Raw genomic sequence first — 23,812 nt, forward strand, 5'->3', positions numbered from 1 at the left:
GCCCAGGCAGGTTACCTTTTTATCTCAGTTTTTTATGCGGAACAAATTCTATATGTATTCATTAAGCATGATAAGAAAAGATCAATATTGATTAATAATTTACCTTAATGCTATGTTAATGTTCATGTGCTACCTTGAATGTAGGAGAAATATTTTAGGTTAAGTAAATGTTTTACCAAGAATATTTAGTCGCAAAAGCGTATAGAGAATCACTTCGCAAAAAATTTGCTAAAGAAAAAGAACGTCAAAATCAACCAGTTACTATTCATGAGTTAGTCGTTTACCCAGAAAATGATAACTATTCTTATGGTGAAGCAAAAGCGCATGGGAATAAGTATTCTTCTGACATTGCTACATTACCTCGATTGGTTGAGCATATTAAATCCTTGGCAACAATTGCCAATCTTTATCATCAACAAACCTATTGCGAACTTACAGAAGAAGGGAAATATGAGTTAAAAAAAGAAAATTACAATCATATTACGCGTCTATCACTCAGTGAGTTTTCATTGTATGGAAAAGAGGCATTGACTATAGAAGAATTCGGCACGCTCCTTGAGATTATTGAAAAAATTGCCATGCAAACTCATGACAATGTTCATTTATTACTGAGTTCCTTTTCAGTGATTAATAAACAAGGTTCCCTTCTTAATGTGAGTCTCTATGTTCAGGGTGGTATTCCACCCAAAATTGATACTATTAGTAAAGGTCAAGCTTCTTTAATCGATGTAAGGTACGACAATGCTACTAATTTCTCACAGCAACTGGAAGGACACTTTACTTCTAACGTTAGCTCTTATGTAGCTGTAGAAGGGGACGCACCAATTAATAATAATAGTTTGCTTGAAATTGAAACAAAAGGAGGAGCAAGATACATCCAAACAATTGATATTTGTCTCGATCATGCGAATTTACATTCAAAGCGATTAATGCAAGCACGCTTACAAAATCCAGATGAGTATTCCTTTACCGCTGAGCAGGTAGATCAAATTTTAAGTTCTAATTCTATTTATGCTGAAGATGAAGCTAAAGTTGCTTCTTCTGTTTTACATGTTGACCCTCGACCCGAATTTTTTGATAAAGATAATGCAACCAGACCTTTGGATGAGATTAAATTAGACGCAAAAAATAGTTCTAAGATTAATAGATATCCTGATATGGAGGTATCCGTGGTAACGGGAGGGTTAAATGTCAAAAATCCTCCCTTTGGTTCGGATTATCGTTTGCGGGTTTATCAAGAAAGACAACTCGGTAGCTACCATTCATCATTAAAAGAACAGGTTAAGGCTATGAACCAACGAGTTATGGAAAGACGTCTGGACTCTATTATGGAAACAAGGTATGTAAATGGTAAGGAGGATGTTAAAACTTTTCACGAGATTTTAGATGTTTGTGACAAAAGTTTTAAGACAGCTGCTAACCTACTACAGCAATTATCTCAGTCCTGTAAGCCGAACTTTATTGAATATCTATTCGGCACAAGAAGTTATTATTTAAAAAAAGAGGCAAAAGCTGTAATAGCTGCATCAGCCGCAATGTTAAAGGGAGCAAATAATGATGCAAATGATTTTCTCATTATGGCAATGCCGTGGATAAAAGATCTGAAATTTAAGCTTGAATTGATTGATGACGGCTTACCTCATCATTTTATTAAGGAGATGACAACGCTTGTTGATAAATTCCAGCAGCAAATGACAATGGATATCGTGCCTGACCTTGGACTTTCATAGACATCATAAAAAATTATTGTAAAGTTAAGACAATTTAACTTCTGTCTTCAATAATCTCTCGAAATAACCATAATTTTAATAACTATTCAATAATATTTTGCACTATATATGGTTAGCTATATTGATACCTTCTATAGCTAGTGATAATGTATTGAAAACATTGATAATCTTAATATTACTGAATACAGGAGTGTCTAGTTATTAGGATTGCATTTAATTTAATGATTTAATGCGTAGAACGGATTTGTTTGTCCTCATTATTATTACTCTCGGCTTGTTAAGCTGCAGCCGAAGCGCTGTTGTCCCTGTTCTACAGGCTCCGCAACAATTTCCTTCCATGAACAAAGAATTTAAATCAATTAAAAATCTTCCTTATTTTGCTTGGTGGAAGCAATTCAATGACCCTTTATTAAATCAATTAATATCTACAGGTTTGCAAAATAATCCTGATATGGGTATTGCTTTCGGAAATCTAGAGGAGGCGAGGGGGTTGTTAAAAGAAATTAAATTAAGCTGGGTTCCTTCATTAATATTCATGGGGGGATATTCAACCAACCCTGCACTAGGGAATCCAGGTGGATTTTATGGAGTATGGCCCTATTATGCGATTAATATAGCTCAACAGTTCCAAAAGCAAAAACAAGCAACTTATAACCTTGCTTATTATCAAGCAGCCATTGATGGTGTGCGGTTAACTATTATCGGGCAGATAGCCTCTGCCTATTTCACCTTGATAGCTCAAAAAGAACAGTTACGCTTACTGCAAGAGCTGGATCAAGACGTTTCAAAACTACTTAATCAGACGGCTGGGGACGTTAAAATTGGATTAAGCAATGATATTGATTTAGCCAGAATGCAATATGAAAGAGCCTTAATCGCCGCGCAGTTACAAACGATTGAACACAATATTACGGTGAGTCAAAATGCACTTCGCTATTTAATCAATCAAAATCCTGGACTTCTTGTTACTCACAATCATTTCAATCAATTTAATTTTGATCATTTTAAACCAGGAAGTTTACCCGTTACAGTTTTAAAAAATAGACCTGATTTTAAAATGGCTATTATTGCTGTCCAACGTGCAAATGCTGGCAGAGCTCTTGCACTTGCCAATTTTTTTCCAATGTTACAACTTGATCAATATTTTGGGGAAACTCATGTACCAGAAAGTAAGCTTGCTGAAATGACAGATGCTTATTTAACCTGGACAATTGCACCAAATACATTTGGTAAAGTAGCTGCTGCACGTGGCGTTTATAATACCCAAGTCAGTAATCTTGTTAGAACACTGCGACGCATCTTTCGAGACATCGATAATGACCTATCGGCTAATCATCATTATCAAGCCTATTACCAAGAAACTTTACGGGCTGAAAAAGATTATCGGCATAAATTAGAGTTACAAAAAGGTTTACTAAACACTGGATTAATCTCTTATAAAGAATGGCTGCGGAACAAAATATTACTTGATAACCTTGCCTTATCAACGAATCAGGCAAAGTTACAGCTTGCTATATCACTGGTGTTACTCTATCAGGATCTAGCAGGAGGCTATTTATGTTAAAGCAGGAATCTCGGGAAAGGTATAAAGAAAGATTGCACTTATTCAGAGAAAAAATTAAAGCTCTAAACAGGTATCTTACCTTCTCTAATATCATTATTTTAGTGGGTTTCCTGACACTATTAGCCTACACATTTTCCTATTTGTTTCCATTTACTGACAATGCTTTTGTTGTAAGGAATGTGCAACCCGTAGCAGCACAGGTGCAAGGATATCTTACTAATATTTACGTAAAAAATGGTCAAGAGGTTGCGAAAGGGCAAAAATTACTAACTGTATTTAAAAAACCATATCAATATACTGTTGCTCGCCTAAGTGCAGATTTAGAGTCGGCGAAGGCGCAGCTTAAGGTGTGGGAAATGACTTACGAAAAACATCAAAAGCTTAGTGAGCATCAACGACGAATTTATGAGCGGTTGGTTCAGGATGATGAAAAATACCAAAAAGGGTATCGTATCAAATCAGTGTCGTTGATAACTTTACAAAATTCACAGCAAGAAACGCTTAGTGCAAAAGATAAATGGGAAGCTTCTTTAAAACAATTAGAAATTGATAAACATCAAGTCGCTGCACAAAAAAGTAATATTAAATCCCTGATAGCTAAACTTGCTCTGGCTCAAGTGAATCTTCAATTAACTGATGTCTATGCGCAAAGTAAGGGCGTCGTGCAAAATTTGTTTCTGGCCTTGGGCACTCCCGTAAATATTAATGAGCCCTTATTTTCTCTTGTTTCCTCAGATGAGGTTTACATTCAAGCAAATTTTAATGAAACAGACCTACGTGATGTAAGAATAGGCTCCAGAGTTCTAATTTTTCCGAGAACATATTTAGGACGAAAGATATTTCACGGGATTGTTGATTCAAATTTTTGGTCCGCCAATAGACAACAGATCGATCCTAGAACGCAACTACAAAATGTTTCTAATGAAAATCAATGGATTTTATTACCACAAAGATTACCAGTTATTATTCGAGTTACGGATCCAGATCCGCGATTTCCTCTAAGAGTAGGTGCTAGTGCTTATGTTTATATCACCTCTTAGGAACTGGTTAAATCGAGTTGATCCTTATGCCATCCAGCGAGTTGTACTGCAAAAAGCTCTATTTATGGCAACGGTATTAACCTTTATCTATTGGTTTTTTAGGCCAGAAAATTTTCTTATGTTCGTTGCGCCGCTTATTGTAATTTACTGGTATGAAATGCCATTTCTATCAACTAAAAAAGAAAAAAATCGCAGTATATTATTTATTTTCTCCATGGTTATTATAACCAGTATTTCATTTTATGTAATTTATCCATTTAAATTACTGTTTATTGTTTATGCGATTATTTTCTTTATCGTTTTATTTCGCACTATGTGGGCAAAATTTCCTAAAATTAAAAACGCTACGATGTTAATTATTAACACTGGAGCGCTTACTCTTTCTATAAAGCCCATGGCTAGTTTGCAAACTAGCATAGGTATTTTTAGCTCAGCAGCTTTATCCATGCTGAGTTTATTTATTTGTCTTAATTTTTTTCCCAATAAAACGTTTGAGATTTGGCGACGAGCTTTGATGAATTATATTCAATGCATAGAAGCGGATATTGAAGCTATCCTGGCAAAAGTACCTCTACCTTCTTTCAATGAAGAAGTAAGCCACGTTGATATTCTTCGTTCTTATCAAACAGTATTACCCAGAAACTATTTGCTCTTAGCTAAAAGAATATTTTCTAATGTTCGGAACATTCAGTTTGCTTTAAATAATATTTATTACCTGGAATTAAATCCAGTTTTTTGGGCCTCCATTAAAGAACATCTTCATTATTTTCGACTCAATATAGATAAGAAAAAACCAGTTGATATGTCAAAGATTATTGTTACCCCTGTCACTCATTTTCAATATCTTGTTCAAGATTACCTTCTTTCGGCTATACGTCATTGGAATACGTTATGCAAAAGATAGACTATCTTCGAAAGCAACTAGGCTATGCACGTTTTATCCATTTAATCTTAATCTATACTCTAGGATTACTGAGTTACGTACTTTTGACCGTACCTCACAAATGGTGGATATTATTAACTGTCTTAGTAATAAGCTCAGGCCTTGAACCAGGGCTGATGGTTGATCGCGCACTTCAGCGAATTAAGGGAACACTATTGGCTCTTACTTTAATGATTCCTTTATTGTATTTGCTGCAAGTAAATTATCGGCTAATTCCTGTCATTTTTATTGGTTCGGCGGTGGGTATGGTAGTGGCTTCGCTTAATTTTCGCCGTTATGATATCTGTGTCTTTTTTATCACTTTGTTTGCCCTTTTACTTACTGGAACTACATTTACAGACTTGATTCTTGAAAGTCCCATTGAAATGGTTACCAATCGAGGGATATGCACTTTCATAGGAATTGCCATTGTATTAATTGGAGATTATTTTTTATTTGATGCTTTTCATTATTCGCAAAAACTTTATTTGCTACATCAAATTATTGTCTATAACCTTATAAGAAATGCTGCGCAGGAATTACAAACCTCGTCAATGAAGGTTTCTACACCCTATATCTATATGGAGCAACTACGTGCTCAATTTAATCATGGCTTTACATTGATTGCTGATAGCGGCAAGAGTCTTCGATCAGAATTACAAACAAGTCCTGATTTAAAGCAAAAAATAACTGAATTTCAAGACATCATTTGGGAATTGCGACGCATATTATTTGCAATGAGTTTTTCAGCGCTGATATTAAAATCGCAGGAAGTGACCAATGAGCATTTTAAAAATTATCAAAAATTAATTTCGCAAGCAAGAAAAGCCTTTATCAAACGTCGGTAGTGCGAAGTACTATAGTAAAGGCCCTGAAGATTCTCAGGTATTTATTTAAGCTACATGAATTTTAAGCTTGAGCCCAGCTTCTGCTACATTTTAATGTAAAACGACAGTAAGTTTCGCAATTCAAGCTCTCTCACTAATCGAGAAGCTAATTTTATCGTTTGATGTAACTTCTTGTTCTTCTCCTGCATTAAGTTGCTCAAAGAATGTAACGCCACAGACTTTAAGCGTATTTACGAGTGGATTTTCAATTGCAGGCACTAGCTCATCGATACGTTTTAATCAATTCAAAATTTCAAGTTTTAAGTTTTCTTCATTTAAGTCGTTTACAAGCATAATCCACAGGCTTATAAATGAACAAAATTGACAATGAAGATAGCGTAGTTGAACACACAATTAATAATTAGTTATATGTTTTTGGAGTTAAAAACATAAATAATTCGCGTGAGGAAACATAATGCGAATTTGAAAAGACATTTCTAATAATTTTGATTTGGTAAATGCAAATTTTTGAACTAAGTTTAAAAATAGGAGGCAGATAAAGGAAATGTAATGAAAGATCCATTACAGGCACTAGAGGAATCTTTAGCTTACATGTTTGAACTGCAAACGAGAAAAGAGGGTAAATATATTCATCCTTCAGTACAAAAACTTAAAAATGCTTTGGAAAATTATAAGAATGGTCCTTCACTCTCGTTACGGGAATTAGTTGCTGCTGTTAAATCAGCCCTTCCTGTTATTGAGAATTATGTTGATGGTTACGTAGTTAAACTGAGAATGGAAACATTGGCTCAAGCGAGAGGCGTGCTTATTGCGTGGGATAATCCTTATCTGAGAAACAGAGGTTATCCTCATTTTCAATTTACTTCTGCTGGTCCTAAAATTGCAAATGATTTTATCGCCTGGTTATCCGAGCGAGCCAATGTGGAGTTTTCTTGTCTAAATGGTGAAGAAAAGGTTGAAATTATGCTTGAGCAAATAAGCGAAAATGAGTTTATGACGAAACTGGGTGAGTACTTGTTAAAACAACCTACTTTTCTTTCTGATTTGACCCTTGTTTCACCAAAAACATTTGTCATGATTCTTGGCACCCGACTTGGATTTGAGTTGGAAAATCATCATATTGCCAAAGCTATTGTTTATCATAGTGATTTCTTAATGGATAATAATCTCGAACCACAAGAGCAGTTAGAAAGCTACATTGAATTTTTAGATGGGCATTTAGTCATATTAGGACGCTCTGTCGAAAAGTTACTGAATGATCCTTTAGCAAGAGAAGAATTAGATAAATCTGAGATTTTTCGCCTCATTACTGAAAGTAAACTTAATTTCCAACCGTCCTAACCGAGCGCAACAGTTAATGTTGACTTGTTACCCGTAAAATTTCTGCCAGAGATGTATCGCCAATCAACACACGTTTAAATCCATCTTCGCGGATGGTAGGATTAGTAGGGCGTAAGTAGCTGTCAATCGCTTGCAAACTTTCATTACGATGAATCATGCCACGTAAATTCTCATCAATAGTTATTAATTCATAAATCCCGGTACGTCCTCGATAACCTGAAAAATTGCATTGTTCACAGCCTTTGGGCTCGCAAACTTTGGAGATATCAGTTTGTGGCGGAATCCGCATCAATTCCTTTTCATCTTCACGCAAATGATGGAGTATCTTACAATGCGGGCAGAGTTTTCTGACCAGCCGTTGAGCAATTAAGCCGACAATGCTTGAGGCTAGTAGGAACGATTCAACTCCCATATCATGTAAACGAGTGATGGCTCCTAATGCACTGTTGGTATGGAGTGTTGAGAGAACCAAGTGACCAGTTAAACTGGCTTGCACGGCAATTTCAGCAGTTTCTAAATCTCGAATTTCACCAATCATGACTACATCGGGATCTTGCCGCAAAATTGCTCTTAACCCCTTGGCAAAGGTCATTTGTACTTTGGTGTTGACTTGAGTTTGTCCTATGCCAGGCAAATCGTATTCAATTGGATCTTCTATCGTTAAAATATTGCGGGTAACCTGGTTAAGCTCGGTCAACATTGCATAGAGGGAGGTTGTTTTACCAGAACCAGTAGGGCCAGTTACCAAGATAATGCCATGTGGTTCAGCAATCATTGTTCGCATTGCTTTTAATGTGCTTTGTGGCATCCCTAAAAGACTTAAATCCAGTTGTGCTGCTTGTTTATCTAAAATACGCAATACAATACGCTCACCATGGTTAGAAGGTAATGTAGAAACCCGAACATCAATATTGTGTCCGCCGATGCGAAGCGCAATACGTCCGTCTTGCGGGACACGCTTTTCAGCGATATCCAACTTAGCCATAACCTTGACACGAGAAATAACTAAAGGAGCAATGGCTCGTTGAATTTCTAAAACTTCATTTAAGACACCGTCGATTCGATTACGTACCAATACGCGATTTTCATAGGTTTCAATGTGAATATCAGAGGCTTTTTGTTTAATGGCTTGCGTAAATAATGCGTTAAGTAAGCGAATAATAGGGGCATCATCCTGGTTATCCAATAAATCTTCACTTACCGGTAATTGATCTGCGAGTAAGGATAAATCCATATCTTCTTCCATGACTTCTGCAGCATCAAGGATAGACGATTGCGATTGATAGATTTGCGCTAAGTGCTGTTGGAATTCCGACTCATTTACCTCTTTTAATTTAAGTTCACATTGCAGTAAACGTTTTACTTCTGCAAGAATAGTCAGAGGAGGGTTTGCCAAATGATAGACAACGGCTACATCGTTGTCTTGTGGACTAGCGATAACCCCTTGTGTTTTAGCAAATGTATAGGGAAGACGTCTTATTTTTTCGTGATTTTCCATATTAATGCTACTTGGTCATTAATATACCTTTCTTTGGCTGATTTTTAAGTATAACAGTTTGTTGCGTAGATTGACTAAAAGGTATAGGTAATGCAGCCTGATTCATTGATGGAAGCAACATGTCAGTATTTTCAGGGTTATAGGGTTGCTCACGTAAAAACTCCAATTGTTCTTGTCGGGTGTCGGTATATTTACCATTCGTTACATATAACGCATCGCTACGACTTCTTAAAATGCAGGGGCGTATAAATACCATTAAGACGCGTTTTTCACGATTTTGGATGTTATGTTGGAAAAGGCGACCAAATCCTGGTAAGTCACCTACGATAGGGACACGGTTGTTATCCGTACCTAAACTGTCTTGCGTTAGTCCCCCAAGTACCACAATGTCACCACTATCTATGTGTATAGAAGTGACAATACTCGAGATTTTGAAAATAGGGTTGTCAGTATTTAATGTGCTTGATGGATCAATGGTGTCATTGCCCTGGTCAATTTGTAATTGGATACCATTGCCTTGTGTAATTTGTGGGCGCACATATAAATGCAGTGCAACATTCACGCGATCGAAAGTCACAAAAGGACTGGCTGTTGTCGTACCACCTGCATTGTTTGGATAACTGGTGGAAGCGACAGAGACTTGTTTTCCGACGAGAATTTTAGCTTGTCTATTATCGAGTACAACCACAGAAGGGGTTGATAAAATGTTTGCTTTTCTATCACGAGCAAGTGCATAAATTTGGGCTTGGAAATCATCAATTCTAGTTTGGGAATTAATGATGGCAAAACCAGGTCTAAAATCACTGGGTTTACCAGTTTGTTGATCGCTACCCCATTCAATTCCCAAACTGTTAAGATCACTTTCATCAATCTCGGCAACGAGTGCTTCTATGAGTAATTGTGCGGGTTTGATATCCAATTGTCTGATAACAGATTTTAAAGTACGTATCAGACTAACGGGAGCATTGAGAATAATTGAATTTGTATTGGGTTCAGCAATGATTTGGACTGTGGGTTTTGTAGTTCCTTCTGTCTGGGTTGCTGTGCCAGTAGTATTTGGCGTTGCTGCTGGATTGGTACTAGTCTGGCTGGTTTGTGTAGCAGGACTTTGGTTACCACTTGAAGAATTACTAACAAGATTTGAAGCAGGGTTTGTACTATCCAACTCAGGTCTGGTTATTGTTCCGATAGTTGTGCCTACATTACCACTAAAATTAGCTTGCGCAATACCGGCTAAAATGGGAACTAAATCTTCTGCCCGCAAATAATTAAGATAGACAACCTGAGTATTGCTGTCAGTGCCGTAAGTGCTTTGGCGATCTAATTTGGCGATTAGCAAACGCAATCTGATTCTATCTGTTTTGCTGCCACTTAGTAAAATTGCATTACTGCGATCGTCGGCGGCGAGCATGGTTTGTACATGACTACCCAAGCCTGGCTGAGTTTTAACTAGATCTTTAAGGGTGTTAGCGACATCCATTGCTAAGGCATGTCTTAACGGGATCATATCGATACCGTTAGCAGAAGAACTATCAACCTGTCTAATGATTCTAAACATTTGTTTAATGTTGCTGGCACGTCCGGATAAAATCAACATGTTTGAGGGAGCATAAGCCGATACGCTGCTCCATTGAGGCATCAGTGGTCGTAAAACAGGTACCAGTTGCTCAGATGGCACATAATGAACTGGTACAACTGCCACCATCATTTCATCACCCTGTGGTGGTGTGGTTTTTTGACCATAAATGAAAGGCGATTGTGTCTTGGCATCAATATTAGGAACAATTTTTATTACACTTCCACTTGGGACCGCTGCATAGCCTGAGATTTGCAAGACAGATAAAAAAACCTGATAAAGTTCTTTATTTGACATGGGAGTTGTAGAGATGATGGATATTTTTCCTTGAACACGCGGATCAATAATAAAATTCTTTCCAGTGACTCTCGAAACCTCACCAATAACCGCTCGAATATCCGCATTACGCAAATTCCATAATTTTTTAGCAGGCGGATTACTACTTTCTTCCTCATTCTCGGTGGTTATTGTGCCTGTATTTTCTGAAGGCCCAGGAGGAGCAGGAACAGGATTAACAGTTGGAACTATTTTTGAGGGAATCTGGGCTGGTTTTGTTTCTTCTTTTATTTTTTTTTGAAGATTCTGTGCGAGTAAATAGTCATCCATTGGGCCAATTTTAACCACATAATTATTTTTATTGGGTGCATGTTCGATTGCGATTGGCTGCTTAAGAGAAGAGGATAATTTAAATTTTAATTGCAGTGCATTATTTTGATGCGCGAAATCTCCCACATGAAGTTCATATGCAGGCTTACCATCAACAGTAACCGTTTTGATATTAACTTCTGTAGCTCGAGCAGCAATAAAACATAATAAAACAAATAGGCCAACCGCAATCTTTCGCATCAAACAACCATAAAATAATTGATACAATCATCATAACCAAATTTGCAAAGATTCAATAGAGTTTTTAAAAGTTATGAAAAATTTAATAGTTGAGTTATGGGCAAGAAAATCTCAAATAGTTTAATTATTCTAAATATGTGTTAATAATGTCATCTCAAGCGTAGCGAGGGCTCTAAAGCAGGCGTGCTTGAGAGTTATCAATTATGTTAAAACGGGTTTAACAAAGAATACTCAACAATCATTCCCAGAAAAATTTCTGGCCCTGAGGTAGATTTGCTGTTACAACGGAGGAAATTTGATTAACTGAGAAAATTTTGGATTGAATGGTGGCTATGGGTGGACTCGAACCACCGACCTCAGCATTATGAGTGCCGCGCTCTAACCGGCTGAGCTACATAGCCACAAGAGGTCGTGATTTTGTCTCTTTAGGCGTTTGATGTCAATACTAAAAATTAATATTTATTCTAAATAAGAATATTAAAAATTGATGTTTCAAAGATATTCTGGTTTATCAGTCGACAAATCTCATTTAAAAAACAATAAATAGCTTATTCATATGACAATTGTTTTGAGTGTTGAAGATCATACTCTTAGGGCAAATACACCTCAATTAGAGTTATCTGATGTTAGCCGAGGCCAATAATTATGAGATATATTCCGGGATAAGAACTTACTAAGAAAGAACTACCTTCTTCCCTTGTGAGCTGGAAAGAAGGTAGTAGGGTGTAAACTAAACAATCAACAGATACAATGCCCCTGGGCCGCGTAAGACCTGAACTAATAATTGTTTATTTTGTTGTTGAGCGATAGTTTGCAGCGCACGTACACTTGGCGTAGCTTGTTTGTTTGCAGCAATAATAATGTCACCAGGTCTCAAACCTGCTCGCCACCCCGCACTGTTTTCAGATGCGCCAGTAACTTGAATTCCTACTACATGGCCATGCAAAGGAGAATCTTGTTCAAAATTTTTAAGAGCCAGACCATACAAGAAAGGATTGCTTGCTTGCAATTTTTGTTCATGGCGCTTAATGTCAGTAACGACTGCACTTAAGGTCATTTCTTTCCCATCACGCTGGATCGTTATTTTAGCTTCGGTACCTACTCGCAATAATCCAATTGTTGATTTAACCTGGGTCGCTTGCGTTATCTTGGTATCGTTGATTTTAGTAATGATATCACCCGGTTTTAAACCAGCCTTTTCTGCGGGGGAATCTTGATTAACCTGAGCAATAATAGCGCCTTGAAAATCTTCAGGGTAACCCATTGCCAGAGCTAATTCAGGGGTTAGATGCTGTACGAAAATCCCCATTAAACCTCGATGAATAGAACCAAATTTAATAAGCTGTTGTGCGACATCCTTTGCCATATTAATGGGGATGGCAAAACCAATACCTACGTTTCCGCCATAAGGTGAAATAATGGCTGTGTTAATTCCAATTAATTCGCCTTTAGAATTAACTAAAGCGCCACCAGAGTTTCCTGGGTTAATTGCAGCGTCAGTTTGAATAAAATTCTCTACACCTTCGATGTTTAGGTCGCTACGTTTTGTCGCGCTGATAATTCCAAAGGTTGCTGTTTGACTATTACCAAAACTATTTAAACCAAAGGGATTACCAATTGCTACAACAAAGTCACCAACTTCAACGTTGTCGGAATTACCAATAGGCAAACTTTTCAAATTTTTCGCATCAATTTTTAAAACAGCAATATCGGTGTCACTGTCACCGCCAATAAGTTTTGCTTTTAAACGGCGACCATCATTTAATGTCACTGTAATGAGAGAAGCATTACGGATAACATGGTCATTCGTAATAATGATTCCATTTTGTGGATCAACAATTACACCTGAACCAATACTTTGAAATTTTCTTGGTTTATCAGGCAGTTGCTGCGGGGACTGAGATTCTTGATTTGCTTCCTCCTCATCATCGCTGGGGGCTGTATTTGGGAGAAAACCTTGTACGGCAACGTTGACAATAGCGGGCATTGTATTTTTAAGAATGGGTGCCCAAGTTGCCAGAGGCTTTGCTTCTTCTGCTACTGCAGCGAAAGAAAAAAAAGTTAAAAGCAAGATGGATACTGCTATACGAAGTTTACTAGTCATGTCATTTGTTCCAATTTTTTTCATTAAACCAAATAAGTGTTGCCATTCTACCTGTTTGTGGCTGTCTACGATAGGAATAGAATTTATTGTTTTGTTCAAATGTACACGCATTTGATTGATAAACAGCCAAAACATCAGCATTATTCAAAACACGTTCTGCAAGCTTGGGTAGATTAGCATGCCATTTTTCACCTTTGCGGCGAAAATCCTGAGGGGAGAATGTGTAGCGACTTTCATAAATCTGTAAAACTTCATCGCCAACTTCAAAACAAGATTGACAGATAGCAGGGCCAATCCAGGCCATGAGCTGAGAAGGAGAACTTTGCATTTTGCTAATTGTATTTTCAACAATCCCATTCACTAAACCGCGCCATCCAGCATGAATTGCAGCAATCTCATTGCCTTCTTGATTACATAGTAGAATGGGGAGGCAGTCGGCAGTTAGAATTGCCAGAGGTTGTCCTGGATTTCGTGTGATTGCTGCATCCGCTGTTCGATTAGGTTCCTCATCGACACAGACACAAAGATTACTATGTATTTGTTCTAACCAGGCGGGTTCCATGGAAAGCCCTAGCTCCGTACTTAGTTGCTGACGATTTAAAGAAACGTCAGCGATGCTGTCGCCTACGTGTAAAGCAAGATTATTTTTATCGTAGGGTGGTTGGCTAAATCCCTCACAACGTGAGGTGGTTAATCCATGTATATTAGCTGGTGCTTTCCAGTTAGCATAAAGTTTAGTCAAGATGATTATCCAATGTTTGGAGAAGACGCTGAAAATCATCTGGTAAAGGCGCTTCAAACGTCATTTCTTCTTCTGTTACAGGGTGGACGAATGACAAGCTGGATGCATGCAGTGCTTGCCGCTGGAATCCTTGTAAAATATCTCTTAACTCTTGCGTTGGTTGAGCGGGGAAACGCATTCTCCCTCCATATAACTGATCACCCACCACTGGGTGATTGATATAAGCCATGTGCACCCGAATTTGATGGGTACGTCCGGTTAAGAGCTCTACATCGAGCAAGGTATAATCATGATATTGTTTGCGAATAGAGTAAAGGGTAATCGCTTGCCTACCTTGTTGACAAACAGCCATTTTCAGACGGTTTCTAGGGTGTCTACCATAAAATGTATCGATTTCACCACCAGAAATTAAATGGCCTTGTACTAAAGTGATATAACAACGATGTATTTCTCGCGCTTGCATTTGTCTAACAAGATTTGTATGCGCGACTAAGGATTTGGCAATAACGAGTAGTCCCGTTGTATCTTTATCAAGTCGATGAATGATACCCGCACGAGGTAAGCTTGCAAGCTGAGAAGCATGATGCAGCAGCGCATTGACCAGAGTATGCTCGCGATTTCCAGCACCTGGATGAACGACCAGGCCTGCAGGTTTGTTGATAACTAGCAAATGTTCATCTTCATAAACGATATTCAAAGGGATATCTTCTGGAAGGGAGGGAAGGGTATTTGATTGAGAGAACTCCACCTGCATGTCGATTTCGTCCCCATCCGCTACTTTATCTTTAGGTTTGCAATGACGTTGATTTAAGGTAATGGCGCCTTGTTTTAACCAGGTACTCAACTGCGAGCGAGAATAATCAGGGAACAATTGGGCTAAGACGATATCAATTCGTTGCCCATGATATTCTCGCGGAATAACAATGTGCTTGGAAATAGAATCACTCATGCAGTTGCAAACTCATCGATTAATCTGCCACGTAATGAATTAGGTAATGCCTCACTAATTGAAACATTTACAAATTGACCTATCAGGGTTGTAGGGCCATCAAAATTTACTACCCGATTACATTCCGTACGCCCAGCTAATTGCTGTGGATTTTTTTTGGAATTTCCCGTCACCAGAATACGTTGCGTGCTTCCTATCATGGAGTGACTATAATGGGACGCTTGTACGAGCAGGCGATTCTGTAATATTTGTAATCGCTGCTTCTTGACTTCCATTGGTGTTTCGTCAGCTAAATTAGCAGCGGGAGTGCCAGGGCGAGGACTATAAATAAAGCTAAAAGAGGTATCAAAGCCAATTTCATGAACCAAATCCATTGTGGCCTGAAAATCATCATCTGTTTCACCTGGAAAGCCTACAATAATATCTGTGGATAGGCGAATATCAGGACGCACTTTGCGCAACTTGCGAATCTTTGATTTAAATTCCATCGCTGTATAGCCGCGTTTCATCATACTAAGAATTTTATCAGAGCCACTTTGCACTGGTAGATGCAAATGGTTGGCAAGTTCTGGAATTTCCGCATAGGCATTGATTAAATTATCAGAGAATGCCAATGGGTGAGACGTTGTGAAGCGAATTCTTCCTATTCCATCGATTGCGGCAAGGTAATGAATTAATAGCGCTAAGTCAGCAATGTCGCCATTATTCATTGGTCCACGATAATCATTTACATTTTGCCCTAAGAGATTGATTTCGCGTACGCCTTGGGCTGCAAGCTGGTAGCATTCTGCCAAAACATCATCAAAAGGCCTGCTAATTTCTTCGCCACGTGTATAGGGGACCACGCAATAACTACAGTATTTACTGCATCCTTCCATAATAGAAACAAAAGCAACCGGACCTTCAGCACGAGGCGCTGGGAGGTGGTCGAATTTTTCTATTTCAGGAAAACTGATATCAACCACTGCTTTTTTAGTGTTTAAACGTTCGTTTAATAAACCAGGTAGGCGATGCAATGTTTGTGGGCCAAAAACCAAATCAACAAAAGGAGCTCTTTTAATAATATCAGCACCTTCCTGGCTGGCGACACACCCACCGACACCAATCACTACGTGAGGATTTTTCTGTTTATATTCGCGCCATTGACCTAATTGAGAAAATACCTTTTCCTGCGCTTTTTCACGGATAGAGCATGTATTTAGCAGAATTACATCAGCTTCTTCAACATTCTCTGTCTTTTCCAGACCATGGGACTGAAGGAGAACTTCTGCCATTTTAGATGAATCATACTCATTCATCTGGCAGCCATTGGTTTTTATATAAAGTTTTTTTGCCATAATATCATCTACTTTTTAAAGCTTAATTTATTTATCTTGCACAGATTGGCAATAAGTTTCTTTAACGCGAGGCAATATCAATAAAGAAATGAGCATGCCTGCGGGTAATAAAGCCAATGCCACGTGATAGGCTTCTAAGGGATAAACACGGACTTTATCAACAATTTCACCCTGCCACATTCTATCAAGAATAAAGCCAATAATAGGTTGAGCTAAGGCAATGCCAACCATATTCATCATATTCATGAAACTTAAGCCAGTCGCTACATAGCGTTTACTACACAGTTCTTTTGCTACGGCAAAAGCAGGGAGAAATCCGGCTGAAAAAATACCGAAGCTAAACAGCAACAGCTGCATTACCCACCCGGACTGAATATTAACATAAATAAAAAGTAAACTTGTAATCAATGCACCGATACAACCGATATACATTGGTGGCTTTCTTAATCCAATACGATTGGAAAAAATTCCCCATAATGGACTGGCAATTGCCCAGCCAACAAATACAAGAGAGATATAGTTTGCAGCAGTTGCTTTTGCCAGGTTCATTTTAAACATTAAAAAAGGAACACCCCATAAACCGCAAAAGACGGGGGTAGCCATATACATTAAGCCACCATAAGTGGCGACGAGCCATAGCTGACGATTCTTTACGATGGTTAGCAAACTAGCCATGAGTGGCTCTTCGTCTGTAAGGTGATGACGAGGTACTTTCTTATGAGGAGAGTCTTTGGCAATCACCAAAATTAATATGGCTAATACAATCCCTACTGATCCCATAATAATCATACTCTTGCGCCAGCCATAAGCATCGATCAATAAGGCTAAGGGTGCTTCACCACCAATGGCTCCCAACATGCCAATCGTCACCATCATTCCAGTCAGTAGAGCAAAACGTTGTGCCGGGAACCAGTTAGCAGCAAGTTTCATCGAGCCTACGGCTGCGAAAGCTGAACCAAAACCTATCATCAAGCGAGCAACACAAGCCATGAAAAAATTGCTGGTGAGACCAAATGCAATTGTACTCACTGCACAAATAGCTGTTGCGATAGTAAGTAAGCGATGTGGACCGAAATAATCCATTAACACACCGCCGGGTAGTTGCATAGCTGCATAGGAGTAGAAGTAAATACCAGATAAAATGCCAAGAGTTTGACTGGTAACGGCAAAATCGCGCATTAATTCGTTGCTCATTACGCTAGGGGATACTTGAAGCAAGCACTCATAAAAATAGAATAGGCAACCTAATCCCCATACAATCCAGGGCAGTAGAGTATTAAAAGAGGGATGACTCTGGTTTGCCTGTTGGGTGCTGCTGTAATCCATCGACTTTTTTACTCCTGTTATTTGGTTGAACTATAATTATTACAACTCAATGAGTTATACAATTGGCAAAAAATGAAAATATTATCACCCTGACTACTAATTGTCTATTATGTATTCAATATATGGTGGAATATATTGCTAGTAAGGAATAAGAAATGGATTTCAAGAATAGTTATTTTCCAATAGGCTACATTTCTACTGAAACCGGTGTGAATCCTGTTACATTACGTGCTTGGGAACGCCGTTATGGTTTAATTCAACCAAAAAGAACTGTTAAAGGGCATCGCTTGTATAGTGCTGATGATGTCATTTTAATTAAGCAAATTTTGTTTTTAATGAGTAAAGGGCATGCTGTTTCTAAAATAAAACCGTTACTACACGATGGTAGCGGTACACTTTGCCATGCTATTCCGATTGATAATTTAGAGTCCTGTTTTCAGAGAGTTGCTAACGCGCTGGAAAATTTAGACCAGAAAGAACTTAATAATGAATTGAATACATTATACTCTATTTACCCCACTGAACAATTCGCTGATGATGTCTATCCTCTATTAATTAATTACCTGGAGAATGAGGTATGGTTAGGGAGGACATGCATAAGTGCAAAACGAATTCAGTTATTTGATTTAATAGCAATAAAACTCTATCAAAATCTTTATCAATCTAAGAGAAAAACACCTAAAAAAAACTACTTGGTGGTAGGATTTTTACCAATATTTGGATTGCAACAAGTTGCCCATGTTCACGGATTATTGATTGCAAATATTTTAAGAGCTTATGATCATCAGGTTGATTTTTTATCTTCAGTAGAAACTGTCGCTGAATTATTTAATCTTAGCCGACAAGTTCCTTCAAGAACCCTGATTATTTATACAACAGCGGATAATTTTACATTGAAAAATATGTTGCATGACATAGAAATAAGAAATCTTGCTAATATTGCTATTAGTTTAGTCCCTACAAATAATTCCTTTCTGCACTCGCCAGATAACAGGGTATTGCTTCCTCAACGATTCTCTGAAATTTACGGAGCTCTAAATAGATTGGCTTGAAATTCTTATTCTATTAGGAAAAAATTTTTCAATAGATTCCCTGATAATTTCAAAATAAGTTATTCTTTAATAAGCAGATCGAAATTTGGGGAAATCGATGAGAGCATGGGTGGTATGGATTTTAGCAGCCCTGACTTATTTTCATCAGTATTTTTTACGCGTTTCCGTAGGTAGCTTATCAGGTTATCTGATGCACGATTTTTCACTTACCATGCTGCAACTCAGCGATTTGGCTGTTCTTTTTTTTATCTCTTATCTCGTTGTTTTACCCATTTCCGGCATTCTAATTGATAGATTCGGGGTAAGAAGAATGATGCCTCTTGCATCATTGCTCTCAGGGGCTGCTTGTATTCTCTTTTCATATTCAACCAATGATATTGAATTGAATATTGCTCGATTGGCAATGGGAGCTGGGGCTGCATTTTCGTTAATAGGTGCTCAGACGATTATTCGAATCTATTTCCCTGGGCATTTATTTTCAATTCTTTCTGCTTTGACATTAACCCTGGGAGTCCTTGGTGCTATTGGAGGAGGGGTGCCGCTCATTTTGGCCAGTAGTCATGAAAGCTGGCAATTAATAATGAAGTACGCAGGTTATTGCTCATTAATATTAGCATTATTGCTGTTTACTCTTCTGGATAAGCAAACAATATCTACTACTTCCCAATATGGATTTAAAAAATTATTCGCTGATTTTAATATCTTTATAAGAACCCGCAGAGCTTGGCTTCCTGGTGTTTATGGTGGCTTAATGTTAACACCCATTATTGCCTTTGCGAGCTTTTGGGCTGCTCCTTATTTAATGGCTGAGTATCATTATGGCGTTAAATTTAGTGAGTTTCTGGCTGCATTTGTCTTTATTGGTTATGCATTTGGCAGCCCTATTCATTCCATTCTTGCCCAAAAATTTGGATTAAAACTGGTAATGATTTGTTCATCAACCGTAGCTGCGTTGACGTCGTTCTTACTGGTGTATATTCATTTATCAATCTGGTTGAGCGTGATTTGTCTTTTGCTGTTAGGCATTACAGTGGGTTCATTTGTTTTAACCATGGTTATTACCAGGCTCAGTACGCCTGCTGATATCGCTGCCAGTGCATTTAGTTTTAACACGTTAATATCCCAACTTGTGGGGGCAGGTATATTATGGGGAATAGGTCAATTTCTGTATGGTTTGCACCGTGTAGAGGTAGGGAGACTTAAAGTTTATCCTATTGAAGTATTACATCATGCAATGCATTTGTTGATTGCTGCATCTTTTCTGGCAGTCATCATTGCTTGTCTAATAAAGATACCTTCTGCAAAAAATGCGAAGATAGACTCATAGTTTTCTAATATTAAACATTTACTCTAATTAATAATTCATCCTAAATGGGTATTAATATGAGTAAATGGCATAAATTTCATTCTCAATACAGTCCGATTAATGTGGCAACGATTAATCAGCAGACTAATGCGATCCACGAAGATTGGAATCGCCTTTCTGCCCATCACTCCACCGTAAATGGTGTTTCATTGGTACGAAAATTTACTAATAAAGAAGAGCTTCAAACTTACTTCAAAGAGGTTATTCTTAAGGATTTTAAAGGTAATAAAAATGAAGCGGCGGCGTTCTTGATTAATTCTTTTCATCAAGGAGGACTTTTAAATCCTGTATCGGCCTGCATCACAGATTTATGTAAAAATGAAAAAGGACAGGCTTTATTTCTTCCAGCCTCTGATCCTTCCAAGGTTACAAAACATGTTGATGTAATTACTACGGAAAATGGATTTAAAGTGCAGGAATTTTACAAGGTTAAGACATTTACGGTTCCACCACCTCCTTTAAATGGGAAGGACGATGTGCCAACTCTTTTAAGAGCGGTCGCTGATGAAGACGATGTAATAGTGCCAGATGAGGGTAAAGATTATGTCATCAAAGCAGGGGCTATGGTTGATGTGGATTTCACGCAAAATGCAAAAAATCCAACCATTACAATAGAGTCTAATTATATCAGTTATGGTAACTCTGCCGTTCAAGCTCAGTTTGATACGAGACATTTTGGCCAAATCCTCTTGGACTTCTTAAAAGTAATCTTTGGCTTAAATGCTGTTAAGAATTTCTCATCAAATCAAGAATCTAATGAAGAAAGGGAAGAAATTCAAAGAATATCACCTATGTAAGAATGCATTGTTCAGAGGATGTGTTTTTCAGCAGTCTTCGTTGTTCAGGGAACTCCATGGCAATTTAATGCTTACTGTTTGCTGGGATGACGATTGGAGTTAGCAGCATGCTTTGCAGTTTATTTGCTACAAAGTAACTGAAGGTTTCACAGTACCGATTATGTCCTAAAGCAAGGAAGCATTTGCTTCTAGGTAGATAGACCTTTTTCCTTTGTGATAGGACGTGTTTTTTCTCACATTGATTGTAGTTTATTCTATTTCTGCCTGTTTCAGTCAATTCGAATTTCATTATTACCCTTAATTTTTCAAATTCATTGGGGATCACTTAATATGTGTTATCCTAGGGAATTATTATTTATTTTGTTACGATTTTAGGGCTTCATAAGTCTTGTGAATTCATAAATTAGTTTTTAAGGTGGACATTGAACTTATGCAAACTGGAGAAGTTTTTTATACCATATTTTTGATCTTTGCTGGTGCAGCTATATTTTCAACATTGGTTCTTTATACCAAGCAATCACTGCTTGTTGCTTATATTTTATTGGGAGCAGCTTTAGGTCCATGGGGTTTAAAACTTGTCTCGGATGTTAGCATCGTGCAACAAGTAGGTGATATCGGTATAGTTTTTTTGCTATTTTTATTAGGCCTGCATCTTCAACCACAAAACTTAGTGCATATGTTACGGAAAATCACATGGATAGCCATTGTAAGTTCCGTCCTCCTTGCCATTATCGCTTATTTAATAGGTCGCTGGTTTGGGTTAGGGGTTGGTGAATCCTGGATTTTAGGGGCCACAATGATGTTCTCAAGCACCATCATTGGTTTAAAACTATTACCAACGACTATTCTGCATCACCAACATACTGGTGAAGTTATGATCAGTATTCTTTTAATGCAAGACGTTATCGCCATTGTTGTATTAATTTTAATTAACGGTGCACAGCAAGGTGGCGGGTTTTCCTGGAATGATTTAATTTTGGTTGGTTTGGCTTTGCCTGCATTAACTCTTCTGGCTTTTGCCGTAGAGCGTTATGTCCTTGTTAAACTATTAGCTCGTTTCGATAGAACACAGGAGTATGTTTTTCTTCTGTCAGTTGGCTGGTGCTTAGGCATGTCTTTTCTGGCAGAAAGATTAGGTTTATCAGAAGATATTGGCGCATTTGTAGCGGGAGTAGCACTTGCTTCAAGTCCTATTTCACTTTATATCGCTGAAAGTTTAAAGCCTTTACGAGACTTTTTCTTGGTCATGTTTTTCTTTTCTATTGGCGCCACGTTTAATTTTGCCTATGCAGCGCAAGTGGTAATTCCGGCTTGCATTTTGGCATTTTTAATGCTGATTATTAAACCTTTCTTGTTTAATATTCTTTTAAGTCGTGCTGGAGAGAAGAAAGCGGTGGCCCGAGAAGTAGGATTTCGATTGGGACAAGCAAGTGAGTTTTCTTTACTGGTGGCTAGTATTGCTTTAAGCACAAAGCTTATTTCGGCGGTAGCAGCAAATTTGATACAGGCTACAACTATTTTAACGTTTATCGTTTCTTCCTATCTGGTGGTGTTAAAGTACCCAACACCGATTGCTCTATCTGATAAAATGCGTAAGGATTAAAAATGAAATTATTTGTTATTGTCCTTTGTTTACTAAGTGAACGTTACCTTGTTCATGCTGTATCACATAACAGATTCTATTGGTTTTCGTCGTATTTTACTGCCATTAGTCAAAAGTTATTTACAACAGAAGCATCGTTATTCTACCAGATATTAATTTTAGTAGCTGTGGTCATTCCTCCAGTGTTAGTTACTTGGTTATTGCTTTATATTTTTGGTCATCTACTATTTGGTTTTATCGGTTTATTATTAAATTTAATTATTTTTTATTATTGCCTTGGTCCGCAAAATCCCTTTTATCCTGTTCGGGAGGCTGGTGAAGACGATAGTGAAGCAGTCACTGGAAATTATTTTGCGAAAATTAATGGTGAATTATTTGCTGTTATTTTTTGGTACATCGTTGCTGGACCTTTAGGCGTCCTACTTTATCGCCTCATTTCTCTATGCAGAGATTACGAAACTACTGCTGAAATTGCTCGAATAATAACAAATGCTTTGGATTGGATTCCAGCAAGACTCACCGTATTGCTGTATTTACTTGTGGGTAACTTTCAAAGAGGTATTCACTTTTTTGCACAAATGTTTTTTTCAGCCCCTGAAAAAAATGATACCGTATTAAGCAATGGCGGATTACTTGCTGCGCGTACTTATGAAGATGAAGCTGTGCCATTACCCTATGCTGAAAGTTTGGTAGAACATGCTTTAATCGTATATCTGGTTTTTTTAGCATTGTTTACCTTGGTGTCTTGGTTATAAAAGTTCTAGAACTATAATTGACGAGTTAATTATGATAAAACTTATTGCCGGTGCTATATTATGTTGTGCCTTTCTAATTTCTTGTTCGCAACATAGGATGCCTCCTCAGGAAAAGATTAAGGTAGCGGCATGTCAACAAATGTGTGAAAAGAGAGCGGCAGTTTGTAAGCAAACATGTCGAAACAATTGTCGGGGATGTTGTGCATTTTCAACACAAACGACAGTGAGAACATATAAACATTATAAACATGAAGTATGCGTAAAAAACGATTTTCTCACACTTCAGTTGAATTCCTTCCGTGATCCACTACAATGCCGCAAAACTACTTGCGATTGTCATGCTGATTATCAAGTTTGCATGCAGGCGTGCAGTGGAATGGTTTATAAAAGCTTGCGACCAGTTTGTCCCTAAAGCT

Annotated in this window: 18 protein-coding genes and 1 tRNA gene; 11 read left to right on the plus strand and 8 right to left on the minus strand. The window is 37.8% G+C overall.

Annotation, left to right across the window (positions count from 1 at the left end):
• Positions 1-167: 167 nt before the first annotated feature.
• From PXX05_RS04660 to PXX05_RS04685, 6 genes are all read left to right on the plus strand, one after another.
• Positions 168-1,730 (plus strand): hypothetical protein, encoded by a 1,563-nt coding sequence (locus PXX05_RS04660; protein WP_275089900.1) that lies wholly within the window; start codon positions 168-170, stop codon positions 1,728-1,730.
• A 229-nt stretch (positions 1,731-1,959) separates the two neighbouring features.
• Complete coding sequence (locus tag PXX05_RS04665) at positions 1,960-3,294, plus strand: TolC family protein (protein WP_275089901.1); 1,335 nt, start codon at positions 1,960-1,962, stop codon at positions 3,292-3,294.
• Positions 3,288-4,334, plus strand: coding sequence for an HlyD family secretion protein (locus tag PXX05_RS04670; RefSeq protein ID WP_275089902.1), 1,047 nt, complete (start codon positions 3,288-3,290; stop codon positions 4,332-4,334). Before PXX05_RS04665 ends, PXX05_RS04670 begins: the two co-directional genes overlap by 7 nt.
• A complete protein-coding gene (locus PXX05_RS04675; RefSeq protein ID WP_275089903.1) occupies positions 4,315-5,238 on the plus strand; it encodes a hypothetical protein in 924 nt (307 codons plus the stop codon). Before PXX05_RS04670 ends, PXX05_RS04675 begins: the two co-directional genes overlap by 20 nt.
• Positions 5,226-6,104 (plus strand): FUSC family protein, encoded by an 879-nt coding sequence (locus PXX05_RS04680; protein ID WP_275089904.1) that lies wholly within the window; start codon positions 5,226-5,228, stop codon positions 6,102-6,104. Before PXX05_RS04675 ends, PXX05_RS04680 begins: the two co-directional genes overlap by 13 nt.
• A gap of 549 nt (positions 6,105-6,653) precedes the next feature.
• Positions 6,654-7,445 carry a hypothetical protein gene (locus PXX05_RS04685; RefSeq protein WP_275089905.1) on the plus strand — a complete coding sequence of 264 codons (792 nt, stop codon included), beginning with the start codon at positions 6,654-6,656 and terminating at the stop codon, positions 7,443-7,445.
• A gap of 13 nt (positions 7,446-7,458) precedes the next feature.
• Here PXX05_RS04685 and lspE read toward each other — a convergent pair whose 3' ends face one another.
• The 8 genes from lspE to PXX05_RS04725 all read right to left on the minus strand — a co-directional run bounded on the left by lspE (position 7,459) and on the right by PXX05_RS04725 (position 17,823).
• Positions 7,459-8,943, minus strand: coding sequence for a GspE family T2SS ATPase variant LspE (gene lspE / locus PXX05_RS04690; RefSeq protein ID WP_275089906.1), 1,485 nt, complete (start codon positions 8,941-8,943; stop codon positions 7,459-7,461).
• 7 nt (positions 8,944-8,950) lie between these two features.
• Complete coding sequence (gene lspD, locus PXX05_RS04695) at positions 8,951-11,365, minus strand: GspD family T2SS secretin variant LspD (protein WP_275089907.1); 2,415 nt, start codon at positions 11,363-11,365, stop codon at positions 8,951-8,953.
• 324 nt (positions 11,366-11,689) lie between these two features.
• A tRNA-Met gene (locus PXX05_RS04700) sits at positions 11,690-11,766 on the minus strand.
• 329 nt (positions 11,767-12,095) lie between these two features.
• Positions 12,096-13,469 (minus strand): Do family serine endopeptidase, encoded by a 1,374-nt coding sequence (locus PXX05_RS04705; protein WP_275089908.1) that lies wholly within the window; start codon positions 13,467-13,469, stop codon positions 12,096-12,098.
• A gap of 1 nt (position 13,470) precedes the next feature.
• Positions 13,471-14,211 (minus strand): peptidoglycan editing factor PgeF, encoded by a 741-nt coding sequence (pgeF, locus tag PXX05_RS04710; RefSeq protein ID WP_275089909.1) that lies wholly within the window; start codon positions 14,209-14,211, stop codon positions 13,471-13,473.
• A complete protein-coding gene (gene rluD, locus PXX05_RS04715) occupies positions 14,204-15,160 on the minus strand; it encodes a 23S rRNA pseudouridine(1911/1915/1917) synthase RluD (protein WP_275089910.1) in 957 nt (318 codons plus the stop codon). The genes pgeF and rluD overlap by 8 nt, the downstream gene beginning before the upstream one ends.
• Positions 15,157-16,497, minus strand: a complete 1,341-nt coding sequence (gene miaB / locus PXX05_RS04720) for a tRNA (N6-isopentenyl adenosine(37)-C2)-methylthiotransferase MiaB (protein ID WP_275089911.1) — start codon at positions 16,495-16,497, stop codon at positions 15,157-15,159. Before miaB ends, rluD begins: the two co-directional genes overlap by 4 nt.
• A 27-nt stretch (positions 16,498-16,524) precedes the next feature.
• A complete protein-coding gene (locus tag PXX05_RS04725; RefSeq protein ID WP_275089912.1) occupies positions 16,525-17,823 on the minus strand; it encodes an MFS transporter in 1,299 nt (432 codons plus the stop codon).
• Between the two features lie 155 nt (positions 17,824-17,978).
• Here PXX05_RS04725 and PXX05_RS04730 point away from each other — a divergent pair, with 155 nt between their 5' ends.
• The 5 genes from PXX05_RS04730 to PXX05_RS04750 all read left to right on the plus strand — a co-directional run bounded on the left by PXX05_RS04730 (position 17,979) and on the right by PXX05_RS04750 (position 23,396).
• Entirely contained in the window at positions 17,979-18,875 is an 897-nt protein-coding gene (locus tag PXX05_RS04730; protein WP_275089913.1) for a MerR family transcriptional regulator, read from the plus strand.
• A 97-nt stretch (positions 18,876-18,972) separates the two neighbouring features.
• Positions 18,973-20,202: an MFS transporter gene (locus PXX05_RS04735; protein WP_275089914.1), complete on the plus strand. Its 1,230-nt coding sequence runs from the start codon at positions 18,973-18,975 to the stop codon at positions 20,200-20,202.
• A 56-nt stretch (positions 20,203-20,258) separates the two neighbouring features.
• A complete protein-coding gene (locus PXX05_RS04740) occupies positions 20,259-21,038 on the plus strand; it encodes a hypothetical protein (RefSeq protein ID WP_275089915.1) in 780 nt (259 codons plus the stop codon).
• A gap of 430 nt (positions 21,039-21,468) precedes the next feature.
• Entirely contained in the window at positions 21,469-22,641 is a 1,173-nt protein-coding gene (locus PXX05_RS04745) for a cation:proton antiporter (RefSeq protein WP_275090462.1), read from the plus strand.
• Positions 22,642-22,643: 2 nt separating this feature from the next.
• Positions 22,644-23,396 (plus strand): CobD/CbiB family protein, encoded by a 753-nt coding sequence (locus PXX05_RS04750; RefSeq protein ID WP_275089916.1) that lies wholly within the window; start codon positions 22,644-22,646, stop codon positions 23,394-23,396.
• The last annotated feature ends 416 nt before the right edge of the window (positions 23,397-23,812 follow it).

Origin of the sequence: Legionella cardiaca (assembly GCF_029026145.1) — a bacterium.
Taxonomy (GTDB): domain Bacteria; phylum Pseudomonadota; class Gammaproteobacteria; order Legionellales; family Legionellaceae; genus Tatlockia; species Tatlockia cardiaca.